This is a genomic window from Armatimonadota bacterium (assembly GCA_037138755.1).
Lineage (GTDB): Bacteria > Armatimonadota > Fimbriimonadia > Fimbriimonadales > Fimbriimonadaceae > Fimbriimonas.
Window position 1 is genome coordinate 1399093 of the sequence record JBAXHT010000001.1, and the last position, 20637, is coordinate 1419729.

General features: G+C 55.0%; 18 protein-coding genes, 1 tRNA gene and 1 other RNA gene. 13 read left to right on the forward strand and 7 right to left on the reverse strand.

Features of this window, described 5'->3' with window-relative positions:
• Window positions 1-89: 89 nt before the first annotated feature.
• The 4 genes from WCK51_06605 to WCK51_06620 are packed head-to-tail and all read left to right on the forward strand — an operon-like array spanning window position 90 to window position 3926.
• Complete coding sequence (locus tag WCK51_06605; GenBank protein MEI7576545.1) at window positions 90-1562, forward strand: hypothetical protein; 1473 nt, start codon at window positions 90-92, stop codon at window positions 1560-1562.
• Window positions 1563-1573: 11 nt separating this feature from the next.
• Window positions 1574-2995 carry a proteasome accessory factor PafA2 family protein gene (locus WCK51_06610; protein ID MEI7576546.1) on the forward strand — a complete coding sequence of 474 codons (1422 nt, stop codon included), beginning with the start codon at window positions 1574-1576 and terminating at the stop codon, window positions 2993-2995.
• The gene (locus WCK51_06615; GenBank protein MEI7576547.1) at window positions 2992-3174 is read left to right on the forward strand and encodes a ubiquitin-like protein UBact; all 183 of its coding nucleotides are present in this window, start codon (window positions 2992-2994) and stop codon (window positions 3172-3174) included. The genes WCK51_06610 and WCK51_06615 overlap by 4 nt, the downstream gene beginning before the upstream one ends.
• Window positions 3174-3926 carry a proteasome subunit alpha gene (locus tag WCK51_06620; protein ID MEI7576548.1) on the forward strand — a complete coding sequence of 251 codons (753 nt, stop codon included), beginning with the start codon at window positions 3174-3176 and terminating at the stop codon, window positions 3924-3926. Before WCK51_06615 ends, WCK51_06620 begins: the two co-directional genes overlap by 1 nt.
• On the opposite strand, the gene WCK51_06625 is transcribed toward WCK51_06620, so the two are convergent.
• Genes WCK51_06625 through WCK51_06640 form a run of 4 tightly spaced genes read right to left on the reverse strand, consistent with a single transcriptional unit; the run spans window position 3923 to window position 7900 of the window.
• Entirely contained in the window at window positions 3923-6217 is a 2295-nt protein-coding gene (locus WCK51_06625) for a M1 family aminopeptidase (GenBank protein MEI7576549.1), read from the reverse strand. The genes WCK51_06620 and WCK51_06625 overlap by 4 nt on opposite strands.
• An 8-nt stretch (window positions 6218-6225) precedes the next feature.
• Window positions 6226-6828 (reverse strand): uracil-DNA glycosylase, encoded by a 603-nt coding sequence (locus tag WCK51_06630; GenBank protein ID MEI7576550.1) that lies wholly within the window; start codon window positions 6826-6828, stop codon window positions 6226-6228.
• A complete protein-coding gene (locus WCK51_06635) occupies window positions 6818-7306 on the reverse strand; it encodes an HIT domain-containing protein (GenBank protein ID MEI7576551.1) in 489 nt (162 codons plus the stop codon). Before WCK51_06635 ends, WCK51_06630 begins: the two co-directional genes overlap by 11 nt.
• Before the next feature lie 18 nt (window positions 7307-7324).
• Window positions 7325-7900 carry a response regulator gene (locus tag WCK51_06640; GenBank protein MEI7576552.1) on the reverse strand — a complete coding sequence of 192 codons (576 nt, stop codon included), beginning with the start codon at window positions 7898-7900 and terminating at the stop codon, window positions 7325-7327.
• Window positions 7901-7980: 80 nt separating this feature from the next.
• On the opposite strand from WCK51_06640, the gene WCK51_06645 reads away from it, so the two are divergent.
• Together WCK51_06645 and fahA are read left to right on the forward strand one after the other, a co-directional pair.
• Complete coding sequence (locus tag WCK51_06645) at window positions 7981-8835, forward strand: hypothetical protein (protein ID MEI7576553.1); 855 nt, start codon at window positions 7981-7983, stop codon at window positions 8833-8835.
• Between the two features lie 3 nt (window positions 8836-8838).
• Window positions 8839-10083: a fumarylacetoacetase gene (gene fahA, locus WCK51_06650; protein ID MEI7576554.1), complete on the forward strand. Its 1245-nt coding sequence runs from the start codon at window positions 8839-8841 to the stop codon at window positions 10081-10083.
• Between the two features lie 64 nt (window positions 10084-10147).
• Here the strand turns inward: fahA and WCK51_06655 are convergent, their stop codons facing one another.
• Window positions 10148-10516, reverse strand: coding sequence for a PilZ domain-containing protein (locus tag WCK51_06655; protein ID MEI7576555.1), 369 nt, complete (start codon window positions 10514-10516; stop codon window positions 10148-10150).
• Window positions 10517-10666: 150 nt separating this feature from the next.
• The gene (locus tag WCK51_06660) at window positions 10667-12118 is read right to left on the reverse strand and encodes a stalk domain-containing protein (protein MEI7576556.1); all 1452 of its coding nucleotides are present in this window, start codon (window positions 12116-12118) and stop codon (window positions 10667-10669) included.
• Window positions 12119-12247: 129 nt separating this feature from the next.
• Between WCK51_06660 and WCK51_06665 the strand changes: the two genes are divergently transcribed.
• From WCK51_06665 to WCK51_06685, 5 genes are all read left to right on the forward strand, one after another.
• Window positions 12248-13504, forward strand: a complete 1257-nt coding sequence (locus tag WCK51_06665; GenBank protein MEI7576557.1) for a PhoPQ-activated protein PqaA family protein — start codon at window positions 12248-12250, stop codon at window positions 13502-13504.
• The gene (locus WCK51_06670) at window positions 13501-14397 is read left to right on the forward strand and encodes a hypothetical protein (protein ID MEI7576558.1); all 897 of its coding nucleotides are present in this window, start codon (window positions 13501-13503) and stop codon (window positions 14395-14397) included. The genes WCK51_06665 and WCK51_06670 overlap by 4 nt, the downstream gene beginning before the upstream one ends.
• 13 nt (window positions 14398-14410) lie before the next feature.
• Window positions 14411-14722: a hypothetical protein gene (locus WCK51_06675; protein ID MEI7576559.1), complete on the forward strand. Its 312-nt coding sequence runs from the start codon at window positions 14411-14413 to the stop codon at window positions 14720-14722.
• 83 nt (window positions 14723-14805) lie between these two features.
• Window positions 14806-15123, forward strand: an RNA gene (rnpB, locus tag WCK51_06680) — RNase P RNA component class A.
• A 79-nt stretch (window positions 15124-15202) separates the two neighbouring features.
• Window positions 15203-16099, forward strand: a complete 897-nt coding sequence (locus WCK51_06685; protein MEI7576560.1) for a prepilin-type N-terminal cleavage/methylation domain-containing protein — start codon at window positions 15203-15205, stop codon at window positions 16097-16099.
• 73 nt (window positions 16100-16172) lie between these two features.
• On the opposite strand, the gene WCK51_06690 is transcribed toward WCK51_06685, so the two are convergent.
• On the reverse strand, window positions 16173-18545 hold the full coding sequence (locus tag WCK51_06690; GenBank protein ID MEI7576561.1) for an alpha-L-rhamnosidase: 2373 nt from the start codon (window positions 18543-18545) through the stop codon (window positions 16173-16175).
• 50 nt (window positions 18546-18595) lie between these two features.
• On the opposite strand from WCK51_06690, the gene WCK51_06695 reads away from it, so the two are divergent.
• Both WCK51_06695 and WCK51_06700 read left to right on the forward strand, forming a co-directional pair.
• A tRNA-Tyr gene (locus WCK51_06695) sits at window positions 18596-18681 on the forward strand.
• Window positions 18682-18726: 45 nt separating this feature from the next.
• On the forward strand, window positions 18727-20634 hold the full coding sequence (locus WCK51_06700; protein MEI7576562.1) for an alpha-L-arabinofuranosidase C-terminal domain-containing protein: 1908 nt from the start codon (window positions 18727-18729) through the stop codon (window positions 20632-20634).
• Window positions 20635-20637 lie beyond the last annotated feature (3 nt).

A 20637-nucleotide genomic window follows, 5' to 3' on the forward strand; every position in this document is an offset into this window, starting at 1 on the left:
TGTACCAGCGTGGCGAATTCCCAAAAAAACCTATCCAAGTGGGAACATAACTTGCTATACTCCGATCACTCTTGTTGCTAGGGATCACTATGCGTCGTCAATTGGATTGGAAACAACTGAAGTGGGGCTTGGGCGTTGGCGCTCTCGCCATCGCGATTTTTGGCTGTGCGGGTAACACCGCTGGCGGCTCTTCTACGGGCTCTACTGCGACCTCCGGGTCCACTGCAACCTCTGGGTCAACTGCCACCTCTGGTGGGCTATTCCCTGATGTAGCGTCTGTCAACCTCTCTGACACGCCTGCTCTCCTTCAATACGTCTTCTTGACGGGTGCTGGACGCGCGCCTTCTACCGAAGTTGCGGTTGCTCGAAACATGGCCGTCACCGACAATTTTGGAATCGAAATGTCGGATCTTACGGAGAAGACGCTGACGCTAACCTCCAATCAGTCGCAGATTCTTCCGACAAACGTTGGTCTCAAGACCACCGAATCAAGAAACTTTACGAAAGTTGACCTCAACGTAGTGAGATACGACCTCAGCGATGATACTGGAACGCGATCGTTCACCAACATCATCGGTATTCCCGGAACGATTCCTTCGGACGTTAGAATCTATAAGGGAAGAGAAAGTCTTGTTCCTCTGTACATGGATGGCTCGACCATCAACACCGAAACAAGAAACATCGCCGGAGTCGATACAGAAGTCGCAGTTTTTGATCGAGCTTGGTTTGATAGCATCAACCAGATCGAAGGAGATACCACGATCGTTCGAGGGTTCTTGAGCGACTACATCTGCTTTGATGTTTCCGCGATTGCATCAGGAAGCCGACCTACCTTGAGCCAAGGCCTTGGAGTCGCCAATCGAATCTTCTTCTCGGGTGACGGATATGCACTCGGGGCAGGGAATCCTGCGGCAGGCGTGGCTGGTGGAGCACCGTTTGAGTCAATCTTCCCAGCTGGGCAAGATGCATCCGTCGTCGGGCGATACTCCGCTCCGGCAACTCTTCCCGGCGGAATCGCAGTGTCGCTTACCCCTGGAAGCTACACCACTTTGGGCGTCGACCCAACCGACGTCACTACGACTGATCCAGTTCTCGCGCGAAAGATCACTTCTTTCCAAGGAACATGGAAGCCGCACTTCCAGCAGCGACAGGACCCTTCGACGGGAACGATCTCAGACGTTGGTTACTTCAAAAACGTCCACTCATTCGAAGCGGTTGCTTTCCCGAGCAGCTTGGACGACGAGCGGCAAGACGTAGTGTTCTTTAACCAGACGATCAGCACCGCACCCAATGGTGCAAAGTCAGCCACGATCACTTCGATCATGTGGGGTTATATCGACATGGGTACCAAGCAGCTGTTCTTGTATCCAATCAAGAACATCGGTGATGCAAATGCAACGACAAACAGAGTCGGCGAAGTTTCTGGTTCAATCGGAACTCAGTACAACTCGGCCGGCGGTTCGACCGTGTCGCCGCAGAAGACTCGTTGGATCGACTTTTCATTCACCTCGCCTCCGGCTGGTTTCCCAAGCAGCGGAAAGATCGTCGTCCTACGCAAGTGATGCCCTGCTAAATGCATAGAATCCTTGCCGGTATCGATACGGAGTACGGACTCCGTATCGAAGGGCGAGGAGCTGAAACCCAAGTCGAGGACTCGGAAGACTTCGTAAGAAGTTATCCGGGTCCTTGTTTTGTTGGCTGGGACTACAGGTTCGAGAACCCGCGCAACGATCTACGGGGCTTTTCAGTTGACCGGCTAGAGGTCGATCCAAACGACGCGAAATTCGACAAAGGCAAGTCTTACGGTGATCCCAAAGATGTTCGAGCGGATCGGGTGCTTCTTAATGGAGCTAGGTTCTACAACGACCACGGCCACCCGGAGTACGCGACTCCGGAGTCCTTCTCAATCTTCGAGTTAGCAAGGCTTGTCTCCGAAGGCGACCAACACCTCCTCGCCACTGCCGGAGCCTACGCCGCCAAAACCGGGCGGCGAGTCACTCTTTATCGCAACAACACCGACTTCCACGGCTCCTCCTTCGGTACGCACGAAAGCTACCTCGTCTCACGCAGACATTCGCCTGAGGCAATCCAAAAAGCCGTCGTCCCCATTCTCATCGCTCGCCAGCTCCTCACCGGGGCCGGAAAAGTCGGTTCCGAAAATGGCGAACCATGCGATTTCCAACTCAGCCAACGTGCCGACCACCTCTCCGAACTCTGCAACCTAGAAACCCTCTGGCGTCGTCCGATCTTCAACACCCGGGATGAGCCTCATGCGGATCCCGCCAAGTGGATGCGGCTCCACGTCATCACGGGAGACTCGAATATGATGGAGGTCTGCTGTGCGCTGAAAGTCGGGTTAGTCAAAGTCGCACTATATCTCTTAGAAGCTGGAGCAGTTCCTAATTACGAGATTGGCGATCCGGTCGAACTTTTCAAAAAGTTCAGCCGAACTGGGGGTGACCTCTTCACACGGCTCGCAGCGAAATCAATATTGATCACCTACCTTGAGGAGCTACAACGCACTTCGTGTCTTGAGGTTGACCCCGAATTGGCATGGGTTTCGACACGGTGCGTTGAGCTTTGTCATCAGCTAGAGTGCGAAGATATTCCACCGAACACGCCAATTGAGTGGCATGCAAAATTTAGATTAGTCAATCAGGTCGAAGAAGGACTTGGAGATGTGGATCTGAGGGCCTATGATCTTGAATTCCATAATGTTGATTCTGATGAAGGTCTGTATGGCGCAGTAATGGATTCAGAGAGCATCGCTGGTGACCTTCCTTGGAACCAACCCGAGAGTGCTCCCATGACCCGAGCCTTCGCCCGATCCGTCGCAGTCACTAAATTCAAAGACCACCTCCAAACCGTCGGCTGGCGAGGAATCACCATCAACAACGAATTCATCGATCTTCCCCCCGAAAAGGAATATCCCGCGACGCTGGCGGACTGCCCGGACGTAGAATCATTCATAGCCGCCCTCAAGGAGATCCGATGATAAACGCCGAACAGCCGCAAAGACAAATGCCCACCACGCCCGAGCGCAAACTCGGCGATGATAGCGGCCCCAAAGCCCCCGATGTCCAAAAGCCCGATGGCGGCAACGAGCTCCTGCGCAGACTCAAGAAAGTCGACCCCGACCAGGCCAAAAAGTATCGCCAGAGGTCCGGCCAGTGATGTCGCCCCTCGCTAAACCGTTCAACGAGTTAGTTCCAGCCCCCTTCAACGAGGCAACCGGTAACCACCCCGAAACCCACGGAACAACCGTCCTCGCGCTGCGCTACAAAGACGGCATCCTCATTTTCGCCGACCGCCGAGCCACGATGGGCAACCTCATCATGTTCGAACAGGCCGAGAAGATCATGGCCTTGGACGACGCAACCGTCGTAGCAATCAGTGGCTCCTTTGCGCGCTCGGTCGAAATCTGCCGCTATCTGAAGCACTCCTTCAAGTACTACCGACGCTCCGTCCTCCAAGAGCTCAGCCTCGAAGGCAAGCTCGCCGAAATCAGCCGATCCCTCGCTGGAAACGCGGCCTCGGCGATGGAAGGCATTGGCGTCTTCCTACCCATCCTCGCTGCCTACAACAAGGACACTGACGACTTCCAACTCTACTTTTTCGACGGGGCCGGAGCGAGGTTCCTCAACGAAGAGTACGCCTGTGCCGGATCAGGCAGCATGCAGATCAAAGGCGTGTTCGAATACCTCCGCCGAAAAGAAGGCTCGTTCGCAAAACGCCCCCTCGATGAAGTTCTCAAAAACGGCCTGGAAATGCTCGACATTGCCGCCACGCTCGACAGCGCAACCGGCGGTTTCCAACGCATCGAACCTGTTGTCCGAGTCCTCGACAAAGATGGCAACCGACCAATCGACGAGAAATCCCTCAAAACCGCCATGCAGGCGGTTCTGAAGGCCGCTAAACCCCTTTAGCCGCCGAGCCGCGCCAGAGCAGACTCAACGGTGTTTCGAGCGAAGTGTAGCGAGTGGTTCCGGCGAGATTCAATGACCGGAATTGCTCGTTTGTCTCCATAGTCCGCCAATGCATTGATGGCTTGGTCCATCGGCGCATACGCCCGGCCCTTCGCAAGGGAGACAAGGAGGTCGAACACTTCTAGTGAACCGGCAGCATCTTTGACCTGCCCAAGCACGCTAATCGCTCTCATCCGCACTGGTCCCGGAGCGAACTCGCGCACCGCCTTTAGAGCCATCGTCCGTGCCCGATCCTTGTCATTCGCCGCAAACCAAGTCAGTGCTCTCGTCTGAGTTTGTAGATTCCACGTGTTCGTGTTCCAGCCCAGCTCAGCGGTAGCCGCGTCGTTTCGAACCGAAATCAGTTTATCAAACGCTGCGTTCCTCATCTCCTCATTGGAGCTCGTAGAGAAAATCCTCTCAAACAAAGGCTCGTTCTTCGATCCCTTGTTCGCCGCAAGCCCCCAAAGAGCCGTCAGTTGGAACTTCGGATTGTTGGAAGATTCCAACACGGTGCGGAGGAAAGAATCAACAGATGTTCGGCGGAGTAACTCTAGCTTCAGGGCATCCGAGCGTGGGCGATCAAACTCTGCCATCCTGAACACGGGGGATAGCTTGTCGATCAAGCGCATTCGCTGCGCATCATTGTCCGCCAACGTCCAGGCACGCTCCCAATCTGCCGACTTGTAGTCCGAAGGATAAGAAATGTCACACAGTAGCCAGGCACCAGGGTCTAAGACGAGAGTCTCGCCGGCGCCCACGACGACTGGGACAGGATCACCAGAGGTTCCACCCAACACACCTCGCCGAGTGACCATTTCACCGTTCATGATCACGTATTCAAGATCGACGTCAAACCCAGGTGTCGTTTGCTTAACGCTAAATCCGTCGGCAGTCTTACTAACCTTGAAGTTCGGAACCCCCTTGGTGTAGAACCACTGCTTGCGGAAGTCTTGCAACTTCGAACTAGACGTCTTCTCGTACGAAGCGAAGAACTGCTCAGTTGTGACGTTCTTCCGACCATACTCACCCAGATAAGCCTTGGTTGCCGACCAGAACTTGGGCTCACCAAGCTGACGCATCAGCATGAACATTCGCGTCGCGCCGCCGGGGTAGGCATTGCCGTCGAACATCTCCATCGGCACGGTATAGTCGGTTCGCACCATCGGATGCTCTTTTGCCGATGCTTTACACCCTTCATAGGTGTTGAATCGTTCGATATGATAAGCACTATCACCGTCGATCTGGCGGGTCACAAAGTGCGGAAGAAACGTTGCCCAGCCCTCGTTCACCCAGATGTGGGCCCAAGTCGGAGTTGTGATGAGGTCACCAAACCACTGGTGTGCCAGCTCGTGAGCATTCAGCCCCCGTGCAGAAGACGTCGCCGCAGCGTTCTCGGGGAAGATCGCCCCGATCGTCTGCGTCGTACAGCTCAAGTTCTCCATTCCGCCAAACATGAACTCTGGCACCACCGACTGGGCGTACTTAGCCCAAGGATAATCGACGCCAGTCAGTTTCGAGTAAATCTCGATGAGCTTGTCAGTTCCTCTGAACGCCGTTCGTGCGGCATCTTCTGCCCCTTTGGGTGCCCAAATCTGCACCGGCTTGCCTTTGAAGTTTCCGTCCGGAATCGCGACATAATCTCCCGCGACGAGCGAGATCAAGTAGGTCGACATCGGCTGATCCTGCTTCCAATGCCAAATCGCCTGATCGCCGACGGTCTTCGTCCCAACAAGCTTTCCGTTGGAAAGCACGCTCATCCCTTTAGGAACCCGCGCTACCAGCTCGGTCGTGGTCTTGTCATTGGGAAAATCGTAGGTGGGGAACCAGTAGCGGTTGTCCTCCATCTCACCTTGGGTGTAAGCGAGCGAGCCCTTGCTCGGGTACGCGCGCTCGGCGGGAACAAAGTAGATTCCGGCTTCGGGAGCAGCAGAATATTTCAGAGAAACAGTAAGTGGAGTTCCACTGGGAACTCCGGTGCACCGCACGAATACGTTTTTTGCCGTCGATTCCGTCTTAAACTTGCCTTTTCCAACCACATTCACCGATTGAATCGTCATCGGACCCTTATCGAACGCCAACACAGCATTTTTGGCGGTTGTGAGGAGTTTGTGTGAGACTACACCAGAAACCGCTTCCGCTTTGAAATCGAGCGTGACGTCCAGCTTGACGTCGAGAAGGTCAAACTGGTGGGGTGGCCGAATGTCGGGTGCAAAGAACACAGTCGCAGCGAGGGCCGAGCCGAAAAGCATAAGCTATCTTAGCCCATCTTGTCGCGCAACCGAACCGCTGCGTCCCATGCCTTCCGGATATCCGCAACTAGCAAGCTGTAACCGCCGTCGTTATCTGGTCGTTGTTGTCGCAAAATGTAACTTGGGTGCAAAGTGGCGATGGCGGTTTTGGCGTACTCGCATTCGTTGTAAAGCCCGCGTTCCTTGGTGATTGCAAAGTTCTTCCGGATCAAGTTTCTCGCGCTCGGTGCGCCAACGCACAGAATCACCTTGGGGGCGATGAGCGTGAGTTGAGGAAGCAACCACTGGCGGCAAGCTCCGGTCTCTTCCTCGGTTGGAGGGCGATTCTGAGGTTTCCCAGTCGACCAATCCGCAGCGCGGCATTTCACCGTGTTACAGATGTAAACCGTCTCGCGGCTAAGGCCGGCGTCCACAAGCGCCTTGTCTAACAGTTGGCCCGCTCGCCCCACAAACGGTCGACCGGTTCTATCCTCCTGATCACCTGGACCCTCTCCGACAAGAACTAGCGGAGAACGCGGATCGCCTTCCCCGAAGACGACGTTGGTTCTTCGCTCACTGAGTCCACAGGCAGTGCAAACCAGAGCATGCGATCGCAACTCCTCAAGCGTCACGACGTATTGCCTCCAAAAGTTTGTCGTAACTGTCTTCAAGCGATTGGGGCATGACCCGCGTATCGCCGACGGTGGTGAGGAAGTTAGTGTCCCCGTTCCAGCGGGGCAGAACGTGCCAATGGATATGCTCCGGAATTCCAGCTCCGGCTGCGCGGCCTAAGTTAATCCCGATGTTGAAGCCATCCGGCTTGTAGACTTCAGTAAGCCATTTTACAGACCGGGCGACCAATCGATTGATCTCCAAAAGCTCCTGATCGGTCATCGTTGGCAAGTCATTCGTCTGCCGAAAGGGTGCAATGAGCAAGTGCCCGTTTGTGTACGGGAAGGCGTTGAGAATGACAAAAGCCGTTTCACCGCGGTGCAGAATGAAGTTCGTCCGGTCATCGTTCTGAGCCGGAAGCTCCACAAAGATGTTGCCGGAAGCCGAGGGTCTCTCGACATACTTCAGCCGCCAAGGCGCCCACAAATTCTCTGGCATGAAGTCTAGTTTAGACCCTTAGATTGACTTCGCAAGGATAATCGCTTCTGCAACTTCCTGCATCGTCTTACGAAGGTTCATTGACTGCACCTGGATGCGACGGTAGGCTTCAGCCTCGCCAAGGCTGTGGGAGTCCATCAAGATTCCCTTGGCTCGGTCGATTGCCTTTCGGGCTTCGAGACGCTGCGATAGGTTCGTCACTTCCTTTGTTAGCAAGACGTTTTGCTCAAAGCGGGCGCGGGCAACTTCGATCGAGGGTGCTAAATCGCTCGGCTTAAACGGCTTCACCAGATAAGCAAAGACCCCAGCGGCTCGGGCTCGGTCGATGAGTTCCTTATCCGAGTAGGCCGTAAGCATGATCGTCGGAGCGATGTTTTCGTCGGTGATAATGTCGACCGCCTCAATCCCGTCCATCACGGGCATCTTGACGTCAAGAATGCAGACATCCGGCTTCAATTCTCTCGCCAGATCCACCGCTGCTTGGCCGTCGCCAGCCTCACCCACAACTTCATATCCGAGGCTCTCCAGCATCTGGCGGAGGTCAAGCCGGATAATCGGCTCATCATCAGCAATCACTACGCGAACTTGGGACATGGCTCTTTGGGTGCCGACACGATCTTCATCGATCCGCATCGCGAATCTAAAAGATACCATGATCTAAGCTAAAATGAACCGTGGCAAAGCGCGCAGACGGTTTTCTCGATCAGATCATAGATTACGCAGGCACTTTTCCCCCTGCTGCTCTCGCCGCTTCCGAAGCTGTTGAGAGTTACTTTGCCTTGATGGACACCGACGATCACTGGATCATCGAGAACCTGGCGTGGCGGGTCGCCGATCTCGCAACTCTGGCAGATTTACTCGGAAATCGAAACGTTGGAATCGCGGCAATTGGTCGTACAGGTGCTGAGTGGGCTGACTGGCAGGCAGCCAGGGAGTATGACGCGAAGGACATGTCCGTCTTCTTAGGCATGAGCCAAAATTCGATGATCCGAACCTACGAGTGCCCGGCTCCGCCTCTGTCGCACTTCAGTGCGGGAATCGCCTCGCTCAAGAGCTACCGCGATGAAACCGACGTGTTCTTCGAGGTCTCTTGGGATCGAGACGTAACCGACGAACTTGCCATGATGGCGGAGAGTGAATGGCTTTCTGCAAAGTTTCGATGTGGGGGGGCTGCAATCCCGTCTCCAACTCAACTCGCGACCGTTTTGAAAGAGTGCATTGATCTAGAGCTACCTTTCAAACTCACCGCTGGACTGCACGAGCCAGTAGCTCACGAAGGTCAGCACGGCTTCCTTAACGTGTTCGCCGCTATCGGCATGCGGTATCTGGAGGATTCTAGCATCAGTGAGATGGCAAGTATTCTCGCCGACGAGAATCCATCCTCGTTCTCGATCACGGGAGCTTTTGCCTATCGCGGCCGCGAGTTCTCCGAAGACGACCTCGAGGACCTTCGCTCCTTCTTCACCACCTTTGGCTCGTGCAGCGTTGCCGAGCCGCTCGCCGGCCTCGACCGCCTCGCAGGAAAGTAAATCATGTTTGTCGTACCAAAAACCGCTCGCTCCTGGGTCAACGTTGATCCATCGTCTCATTTTTCAATCCAAAACTTGCCGTTCGCAATCTTTGCTCCGCTAGCAAGGGAAGTCACGTTGGCGACCGCCATTGGCGACTACGTTGTCGATATCACGGTTCTTCGTGACGCCGGCCTGATTTCCGACAAGCAGTTTCCATTTCTTGACAGCTTTGCTGACCTAACTCAAGAAGAGTTCTCTGCGCTTCGGAAGGCGCTCTTCGAGCTCCTTGAAGAGTCGAACCCCAAGCTTCGGGATAATGACATTCTGCGTCTGAAAGCGTTGATCCCCATGAGGAAGGCGAGGCTAATGCTTCCAATCAAACCAACGGCCTTTATCGACTTCTATTCGGGAATCAACCATGCAAGCAATGTGGGTCGCATGTTCCGACCGGACATGCCTCCGCTTCTGCCGAACTATCGCCACCTACCGGTCGCGTACAACGGCAGGGCGAGCAGTGTCGTTGTCAGCGGGACTCCGATCCGGCGCCCGAAGGGCCAGACCAAAGCCCCTGATTCCGAAGCGCCGACTTTCGGCCCTACTCAAGAATTGGACTTCGAACTCGAAATGGGATTCTATGTCGGGATGCCGTCCGCGATGGGCGAGACGGTCGATATTGGCCTTGCGAAAGACCATATTCTCGGTTTTGTACTCGTCAACGACTGGTCGGCGCGCGATGTGCAGCGTTGGGAATATCAGCCGCTTGGGCCGTTCCTTGCCAAGTCGTTCGGAACATCCGTTTCTCCTTGGGTTGTCCTGGCGGACGCTCTGGAGCCATTCCGAGTTACCCGGTTGGAACAAGACCCTCCGGTGCTCGGTCACCTTAGGACAAGTGAGCCGATGGCTTATGATGTCACTCTCGAAGTCAAGCTGAAGCCCGAAGGCGCCAGCGAGTATGCGAACGTCTCGCGTACCAACGCGAACCAGCTTTACTGGTCCTTCGACCAGCAGCTCGCGCACCAAGCCTCTAACGGAACGCCGCTCTCTTGGGGCGACCTGTATGCCAGCGGAACGATCTCCGGCACTGAAGAGGGAACTTATGGCTCACTGCTAGAGCTCACTTGGCGAGGCTCAAAACCGATTGAGGTTGGTGGCGTGTCCCGGAAGTTCCTTGAGGATGGCGACAGTCTCGTCCTGACGGGTTATTGCCAAGGCGACGGCTTCAGAGTCGGCTTTGGCGAAGTCGAAGGCACAATTCTCCCTGCCTAGAGCCTAAAAGAACAATGGGGCAAGCAATTCTAGATCGCTTGCCCCATCTTTGTGCGAGAGAAACTTACGAAGCTAAGTCGTCGGCCTGGCGCTGAAACACCTGGTGGACAAACTCTGCCACTGCCATACGCTCTTCATGATTCTCGGGAACGAACCGGACGCCTGCGCTAAACAGGTCGGAGTTCGGAATTTCGACGGTGTGTCGGATCTCCCCTCGGAGTTCCAAGTTGTCGCCATCGGTGCAAGCTACCTGAATAAAAACCTTTGAACCCGAAACCAGTTGAGAGCGAGTCCGGACCTGGATTCCTCCTAGGCCAATGTCTGTAATAACAACGTTCACCGTGTCAGACGAACCGTCAATGGTCATCACGGCGTAATCCAGCAGCTCGTACCGAATGTAGCGACGTTTGTCAGTGTTATATGCCAGATTCAACGGAAGTCTCCTAGTCTCGGTGACCGAACAAAGCTCGGTACAAGAGAGTTATCGGAGAGTTGATTCCATATACTAAGACTTGGGAACCATCAAAAATGAGAAAGGCGATCCGAATCTCGGATCGCCTTTCCTGATCGTCTGAAAGGAGCCTTACTTGGACTCTTTCTTGGTGATCAGCACGTGACCAGTTGAAGGGTCAAAATCGATGTTGACTTTAAGAGCGTCTCGCATGAACGTCAAAGGAACGATGGTTCGTCCTCGATCGATGTAAGGCGCCATTTCTAGCTTGAACGACTGGTCGTTGACCTTTGCGTTTGCATCGCCAACTTTGAACCAGATCTTCGTTCCGTCCGCGGAAGCGTTAACTTCCTTGGCCGACTTGAGCCATTCGACCATTCCGCCGGCCTTTTTGATCAGGTGTCGGAACGGGGTCATCGGGATCCCTTCGTCAACTCGAGGCTGAACATCGAACTCGACGAATCGTCCGTTATAAAGAACGGCGAAGGTGTTGACACCCTCCATTCGGAAGCCTTTATCAATCGAAAGAACCTTGCTCGCTGCTTCAGCGGCGAAGTTCGGCAAGCCGTAAGGTCGAGCAACTCGGGTTCCAGTCGGGACCATGTTCAGGTTGCCCATTGGAATTCCGCCATCCACGACTGGCGACTTAAGGGTTGCTACTTTGTCATCAATCTTGGGGGCGACCTTTGTGCTCGTTGGCTGGAGCTTCGGTGGCGTTTTCGCCGGAGTGGTTGCCGTTACGGTGGTTTTGACTACGGGAACCGTCTTTGGCTCGGAGACCTTTGGGGTCGTGACCTTTGGAGTCGCAACTCCAACTGGAGCAGTTGCCGCTGCGACAGCTAACTCTGAACCCTTAACCTTTACGCTGGTGTCCTCAATCGTCGGAACGGAAGTGCCCTTCGACACAACGGCCTCTCCGCCGCCGAGCCCCACACGATTAGTTCGACCGCCTGGGTTGTTGACAAACACGCGGACCTGCTTCGACTTGTAGGTGTTGGTTAGTTCATCGACCACCCAAGCTTCGACGGTGTGCCATCCATTGGATTCTTTCTGGGTATCCCAGACATAGTTGTAAGGGGGGGTGTTCTTAATGTCTTTGTGGTCGCCGTCGATGAAGAACGAAACGAACGCGTTCTTCAGTTCCTTGCCGAAACCGATCTTGATTTCGACAGGACCCTTAACGGTCTCGCCTTGTTTTGGACCAGTGATGTAAACAGGGCCCTTGTTGCCTTGGTCGGTCGAGATGTTTTGCTTCTGACTGGAAAGAACTTTTCCGGTCTTGTCGTACAGCCGAATCTCAACTTCGTTGTCTCCGTCCTTGAGGTCGGTGACGGTAACGGTGAACTCAACGGTTCCCTTGGTTTCCTTCGACGCAACCGCGCGGGTAGCGAACGACTCGCCGTTGATGCGGAGTTCAACCAACGAAGCATTAGCGCCATCGTACTTTACGGTCAGAGTCGGGCTGTTGAGAGCTCGCTGAATCAGAATCTCGGCATCAAATGCAAACGCGAACGAACCAGCGGAGAGGGCAGCAGCGCCCGCCAAAGCCATCGTTCTCTTAATCTTCGTGAACCTATTCACCATGTTATCACCAAGCACTATCCCCCCGGATAGCAATACAGGTGGCTTATTGTCGCACTTCTGGCCCAGAATGTCAACGATCTTTTTGCGTTCTTCACAATTTTCTGTGACAGGTTGTGCGTCAATAAAGAGATGCTCTCTGCGCTAGTGGCAACGGTTGTGATGTCAACCCTCGATCAACGTCCCCTTCTGGACTATCTAGCCTTGCCACAAAGGGGCCTCCCTTCTGCAAAACTGACCCGCAACAACGGCATCGACGAGATCGAATTCTGCAGCCAGATGTGGCAGAAACAGCTCTGGTCGCACCGCATTCTCATGAAGGTTCCGAAGGGTGCTGAGAAGACGGAGACAGCGATTCTCTACATCACCGGCGATGGTCCCTTCAAGGGCGACATGGTAGATATCAACCTCCTATCCAACGCCACCGGAATGCCGATCATGATGCTCTTCAACATCCCCAATCAGCCAATCTGGGAGATGCGTGAAGATGATCTCATCGCTCACACCTTTACAAAGTATCTCGAAACCGGCGACACCACTTGGCCGCTCCTGTTCCCCATGACCAAAGCCGCGGTCTCGTCTATGGACGTTATCCAGAGGTTCACCAAACAAAACGGGATGAACATCAAGAAATTTGTCGTCACTGGAGCAAGCAAGCGCGGCTGGACTACCTGGCTCACGGCTGCCAGCGGCGACAAACGGGTTGTCGGAATCGCGCCCATGGTCTACGACAACCTCAACATCGGCCCACAACTCAAACACCAACTCGAAATGTGGGGCGACTACAGCGAGCAAATCCAGGACTACACCCGCCGTGGGCTCCAAGCCAAACTCGAGACCAACGAGGGCAAAAAACTCCTCGAAATGGTCGATCCGTACTCATACCGCGACAAGATCAAGGTCCCAACCCTGATCGTCAATGGCTCAAACGACCAATACTGGGCCACCGACGCCACCAAGCTCTATTGGAACGACCTCAAGCAACCCAAGAACGTCCTCCAAGTCCCCAACAATGGCCACGGACTCAGCGACCGAATCCGCCTCACGAACTCCATCGGCGCTTTCGCGAGGTCCCTCAACGGAGCCTTCAAGTTTCCGAGACTGCAAAGCAAAACAACGGTCACCGAAGAGGAAGTCTCCTTCAACCTCGACCCGAGCGAAGGCCAAATGGAAGCCGTCTCGATCTGGAAAGCCGAAAGTGACACCAAAGACTTCCGCGAGCGACGCTTCGTCGAAGAGAAAAAGGCCAAAACTGACATCCTCAAAACCGAACTCAAGCCCGGAAAGTGGAGTGCCGTCTTCCTCGAGGCTCGTTACAACATCGGCGGTAAGCCTTTCACCCTATCGACTCCCTGCGAAATCGCCTACGGTGGTAAACCCCAAAAATGATTCGGCTTCTCCTTGGCCTTGCTATCGTCGGCTGCAATTCGGCTCCTCAAACCCCGAAGCCGACAAACATCAAGCTCTACTCAATCGGTCACTCGCTCAGCAGCGAAATTCCCGATATGGTCGCCTCGCTAGCCAAGAACACTCCGGGTCTCAAGTTCGAATTCCAAGAGCAATTCCGACTCGGAGCGCCGCTGGACCTCCAGTGGAATGAAGCAGTCAAACCCGCCGACAAATGGGATGACGGCAGATTCCGAATCAGCTATCCAAAGAGTCTTGGCAAAGGCGGCTACAACGCCGTCGTCCTCGTCGACTCCGTCCCTCGCGGCGGTGACTGGCAGGAAAAAAACTCCATCGAATTCCTCACTAAGTTCGCCGACTACATCGGTCGCACGAACCCGAATGCCAGCATCTACTACGTTGAACCCTGGCACAGCCTCAAAAGCGGAACCGGCAAAGCCGAATGGGACACCCACAGCCCAACCCGCAACCTCCCGTGGCGCAAACGCGTCGACGCCGACGCCCCGATGTGGCTAAGAATCAAGTCCGCCGCCGAAAAGGCCACCGGTCGCAAAATCACTCTGATCCGAGAAGCCCAAGCGCTCGGCGCGCTAGTCGATGCCGCCGAAGCCGGCCGCCTCCCCGGATTCACCAAAGCCCAAGACCTCTTCGGCGACGACATCCACCTCAAGCCCGCCGGAATGTACTTCATCGCCTGCCTCCAATACGCCGTCATCTTCGGCCGCTCTCCCGAGGGCCTCACCGTTGACCTCAAAGGTCGCTGGGGCAGCGAATACTGGGGCAAGCAACTCTACGGCAACGGTCCGATCCACCAAAGACCGGACCCTGCCGCCGTCAAAGAAATGCAACGCATCGCCTGGCAGTTCGCTAACTAGGTAAATTTTTGGAGTGACCGAGGTTACTGGCAAAAGGATCGTTGGACTAGCTGGTAAGTCGGCCCTTGTTGGCAATCTTCTCATTGCACTCGCTAGTTTAGTGGTGATCAAGAATGACTCAATGCCACTTTGGGTCTTCTATCCTGGTTCCTTTTTGCCGCTTACCTTTGCTTGTCTCCTTTTGCTCTGCCTGTTGGTGTATTCCGAACTGAGAAAGTTCAGGGAGATGTATGCCTTGGCGGTTAAGTGGACGGCGGCCTTTATTCTGGTGAGTGCTGTTGAGATCTGGCTCGGGTACTCGTTACTTAACGGATTGAGGCACTGAAGCTCGGCACGAATGCTGCTAGGTGATGATGACCCAGTCGTGAACTCAGTCGAATCAGGGCTACTGGAGGTACCCTGTAACCCGAAGTTGGCCGGGTGACGGCCCCGATTTGATCGGGGAGGAAAGTCCGGACTTCATAGGGCATGGTGCCCTCGGCAACGGGGGGCGGGGCGACCCGACGGAAAGTGCAACAGAAACAAACCGCCTCGGCTCGCCGGGGTAAGGGTGAAATTGTGAGGTAAGAGCTCACGTCTTTGGTTAGCAATAGTCAAAGAGGGCAAACCCCACCAGAAGCAAGGCCAAATAGGGAGGGGCTGACTCGGCCCGACGACCCTCCGGGTTGGCCGCGTAGATAAATCGTCACACAAATACAGAATCCGGCTTACAGGCCAACTTCAAAACTGGATCGTATCCAACGAATTCAGCATCTATTCAGCTTTCCTTCATCAAATTCAAATATTGGCTTGGCACCATAAACGTATGTCCAAGCGAGCCTTTACTCTCATCGAGCTCCTCGTAGTCATCGCAATCATCGCGATCCTCGCCGCGATCCTCTTCCCAGTCTTCGCCCAAGCCAAAGCCGCTGCAAAGAAATCCGCCTGCCTCAGCAACCAGAAGCAGCTCGGAATCGGCGCCCAACTCTACATGACCGACAACGACGGAGCACTCTACCACCACCACGAGCAATGGGTCCTGGACGACGGCTCGCTGAGAGACGATCTCCCCGCCGACATCACCGGCTGTGAAGGCGGCGGATACGGGAACAGCCAAGCCGAAAAGCCGTGGGCTGTCTTCTTCCAGCCTTATCTCAAGAACCGGCAGATCCTCTTCTGTCCAACCGATTCGACGCCAAAGTCGACGACCCTCTCCCAAACAATCGAGGAATACAACGGTGGAATCGAGGAGATTGGAACCGAGTGCGCCGTCGCCCCAACCGGTGAACAGTGCCGCGCAGAACAAGGTCACCTGACCATGTGGAGCTATCTGCTCAACTCCATATTCACCCACAAATCCTGCACCTACGCGATGGATGGCTCGCTGGGCGACTTCGCATCCGAATCTCTTCTCGCCAGCCTAGAAAATCCGAACATCATCATGTTCAGCGAGCGTAACTCCGCCGGTTTCGCCGATCCAGAAAGCGATTTCCATTACACATCCCAGGACGATTACGACACGTGGTCCGGCGAGGGTGCGATGGTCCAGTGGGGCAGCGGAAGCCGACCCAACGAGGGCTGGCTCCTCCAAAACCGGCATAACCAAGGCGCAAATTACATCTACGCTGACACCCATGCCAAGAATCTTCGCTGGGGCAAGGCGCGTCTTGACCAGTTTCCAGATCATGTAGTGAGAAAGCCGCTCGCGAATCCACCGCTGTAGACTCCCGTCTCGCACGGTCCTCCCGATAGAATCGGTACTGAACCTCGTGCGTGATGTCTCCGCACCGAGACGGCTACGCCGAAGGATCGATCGTCACAGTGCGTGGACCCGCGATCATGCCTTTCACATCCGGAATCGACACGGTGATTCCTTCCGGAACGACCAGCGTCGCCTCCCAGGATGAGCCTTTGAGCCGCACATGCGCGTGTAGAAGGCCTTTGCCTGTAGCGATGTACCCCTCGGCCCACTCCAAGTCGCAAAGGTGCGGTCGGAATTCGATTCGCCCTGGTTCAAGAGGATGGAAGCCGAGAATTTTCGTCTGGAAGTGCAAGAGTGGATGCGCCGCCCAGGCGTGGCAATCTGATCGGGAGGGCTCTAACTGCTCCATTGTGCAGACCAACCCGTTGTCAACCATGGCTCCCCATTCCTTCCTAATCGAATCTAACATCTGTTGATGCCGACCGAGTTTCGCCAACGCTTCGAACCGGTAGTGCTGGAAGTAAAACGTCGCCTCTGGCCCCTTGGGCTTCGAGTCGTACCAGCGAGCACCGATTCGCTGTAGCTCCTGATCATTCGAGAGGATCGCTATCGCGTGTGTGTGCTCGCAGAACGAGGCACCACCCGGCTCGTCGGGAATCAGCCCGTCCGTTGAGACCTGCGCCTTGATTGCCTTCCGTAACTCCTGGATCCACATCAAAATCGGCCGCTGACTCTGGGCGTATCCGTACAAACTCTCCAACTCACTTGTGGCTTCGAGAGCAAGTAACAACTGCAACGCGAACCCGAGATTGATCTTCTCGTTTCCACCCGGCGGAATTCCGGCGTCCCACGCCGGAACCCAGTCGAGGAAGTTCCAATCTTCCTGGGCTTTAGGGAGATTCGTCTCAGGGTCGATTAACATTTGATACGAGTTCAGAACCGCCCGAATCCCCGGCAAATGCGCCCGTACCAACTCCCGATTTCCCCGCCATTCGTGGTGATCCGCGACCATAAGAATCCACCAAAGCGAGAATGGCGGGATGTACTGCCGGTTCCGACAAGGATATCGGCTCTGGGTAATTCCGCGCCGAGAACGGGATGCATCGAACATAAGTATCGCCTTCCGATGTGCCCGGTCATCATCACCAAGCAACGAAGTCATCAGGGCCTCGATTCGGGTGTCCCCCACATACTGCAACTGCTCATAGTACGGCGAATCGCAGAACGTATCGTGGCAGTCCATTTGCAGAGTGCGCAGGCAGATGTCGGCAATGCGATCCAGCTGAGGATCGGAGCATCGGAACGGGTGCGTCGAAGGTTCCAACGGATACCTTGTCTCCTCGAATCTCAAGTTTCGCAATACTAGCGGCTCATCCCCCGTCTCAACAAAGATCTCCAAATACCTTCCCGCCAGCCACCACAGCGCTCGATACTCTTCGTCTTGGCCTGCCGGACGAACCTCATCCCCTTGCCCCAGCGCTTTCGACCAGACCATGCCAAACAGCTTGTTCTCGATCTCGTTCCGATTCCCCTTCTCGTTTGAGGTCAGCTCGTGATAGAGCGATTCCGCCCAAGTGAGACGAACAGTCGAACCTTTTCCGCCCGAGGTCGCAAGCGACCAGTACGAACACAAGTACGTCTCGCAATCCACAATCACTCGGCGACGAGTGTTGGCAGGAATCGTGATGGAATAGCCATTCAGCAGGGAAGCCCAGTCGTCATGCTCGGGGGCCAAATCGGAACTGTTTTTGACCCTCAGTTCGTTCGTCTTAGTATCTGCCGGAGCGTCGATATGCCTCACGACAAAGTGCTTCCAGTCCCGTCGCCAAGGGTTTGGCAGCATCGATGGGCGCAGAAGTCGGACCGGAAACGTATCTCCTGCGCCTTCAATCGTCGGTTTTTCAGACTTCACCGCCGCAACCCACGATAGTTCCGCATCACTGCCGATAAATCGGAACCGGTCTCCCGTCGCAAACGTCGCCGTGCGAGGAATCATCTCAATTCCTCGAACCTCCCGCGCTATCCAGGGAGCCTTGCCCGTCGTCAGCAACGGTGCCAAGGCCTTGTCCTCGGCGATCAACAGAAAACCATGCCGAAACATGAATTGAGCGAACGGCGCATGATTGTTTCCGAGTGACCAAACAAACGCCTCAATTCTATGCTCGCCCGTCGCCAAGTCAAGCTGATACGACTCATAGAACCAATGATCGGGATCGCCTCGCTCCGACCCACGACCCACCAATTCGCCATCCACAAACAACTGGTACCGCTCATCCGCCGTAACGTGAATCTTAGTTGAGACCGCCTCCTTCAGAGAAATATCCAAACGGTAAGAAACAAAAAACGGCTCGACGTGATGCCCTGGCAATGCTACAAACGAGGCATCCAACTGTCCCCGATCCCATGGCGCAGGCTTTCGATCTATGGGAAATGGGTCGTAATCGATCAGCACGCGCTGGCAAGACATAGCCGATAGTGTACGCGCAGAGCTATGGTATAATCTTCTCTTGTCCGTGTGGTGAGTTGCCCGAGTGGACAATGGGAACAGACTGTAAATCTGTCAGCGAGAGCTTACGTTGGTTCGAATCCATCACTCACCACCATTTATTTTTTTGATTCCTCGCTAAATCGGTGTGTAAAATGCACGCATGGTTATAGCCGCCGTGGCATATTTATCACTTGCCATGCAAGATGCCACTTCCATCAGCGTTGCGATTGACACCACAAAGACCCGCGATGCGATCAACCCCTACATCTATGGTCAGTTTATCGAGCACCTAGGTCGCTGCATCTATGGCGGAATCTGGGCCGAGATGCTCGAAGATCGAAAGTTCTTCCACCCAATCAAAACCATCTATGCTCCGTATGTGTCTATGAAAGACACCGACTTCCCCGGAATTGGCGCATCGCCTTGGGAAATTAATAGCGGTAAAGTCGAAATGTCTAAGCAGGACGTCTTTGTCGGTCGTCACACTCCCGTCCTTGCCGACGGAACCCAGATCAGCCAGCACCGCCTCGGCACCCTCGCTGGAAAAGAATATGTTGGCTATATCTGGCTTAAGCCCCTCGCTGGAACCCCCAAAGTTTCCGTCTCGTTCGGCGCCGAAACGGCAGTATTGAGCCCGAAACCCGGTGACTACACAAGGTTCCCCTACAAGTTCAAAGCCGACAAAACAAGCGACGAGATGACCCTCTCTGTCGCAGTTCAAGGCGGGTCCGTCGCCCTCGGAACTCTCTCGCTCATGCCTGCGGATAACGTTCGCGGCATGCGTCGCGAGACCCTGGTGCAACTCAAAAAACTCGGCGGAACCATCTACCGCTGGCCAGGCGGAAACTTCGTCAGTGGCTACGACTGGCGCGACGGAATCGGCGACCGTGATCGCCGTCCACCCCGGGGCAACCCCGCGTGGGGAGGGGTCGAGCATAACGACTTCGGAACCGACGAGTTCATCGACTTCTGTAAAGAGATCGGCACCGACCCGCTCATCGCCGTCAATACCGGTTTTGGCGACGCCTACACCGCTGCCCAATGGGTCGAGTACTGCAACGGCTCCGCCAAAACAATCGGTGGATCATGGCGAGTCAAGAACGGCTACCGCAAACCATACGATATCAAAATCTGGTGCGTTGGCAACGAAATGTGGGGTGACTTCCAACTTGGATACATGAAGCTGGACCACTACACTCGCAAGCACAATTGGGTGTCCGAGGCAATGCTCAAAGCCGACCCCTCGCTCACCCTCATCGGTAGTGGCGACCTTGGGGACCCCGAAGTCACCGGCCTCGACGGCAAAGTTGCCAACCGAAGCTGGTCCAAAGGCATGCTCGAAAAATGCTCCGAGCACATGGACCTCATCTCCGAGCACTTCTACGACGGCCGCCTTCCCTGGAACAAGAATCAGCGATTCCCGATTAACGAAGCCGTCAGACAGATGGCGAACAACATTCGCAAAAAGGCTGATGGGCATCGCAAGATGCAGAAGGGCATGAAGCAGCTCAACGGCAAAACCATTCCCATCGCAATGGACGAATGGAACTACTGGCACCGCGACTACACGTACGGCGAACTTGGCTGTGAATACGACCTCGCGGACGCCCTCGGGATCGCCGCCGGGCTCCATGAGTTCTTCCGACAGACCGACATCATCCACATCGCAACTTACGCTCAAACCGTAAACGTGATCGGAGCAATTAAAACGAACCGAACGGCTGCTGAAATGGAGAGCACGGGTCTTGTCCTCCAGGTCTATCGCCAACACTATGGTTCCATTCCGGTTCAAATCAAAGGCAACTTTGCCGAACTCGACATCGAAGCTGCCCTCTCGGCGGACAAAAAGACCCTCACCGTAGGCGTCGTCAATCCGACGAGCAAAGCAGTCACTCTGGACATCAACTATCCAGGTGCCAAGCTAGACCAAGCCAAGGCGTACGTCGTAACCGGCGAAGCCGAGACCGACAAAAACGCCCCTGGTCGAGCCCGCAAAGTTGACATCATTCAGCTAAAAGGCACAACCATTCCACGCCTTGGCTGCGGAGTTATCTCTATCCCGCTGTAGATG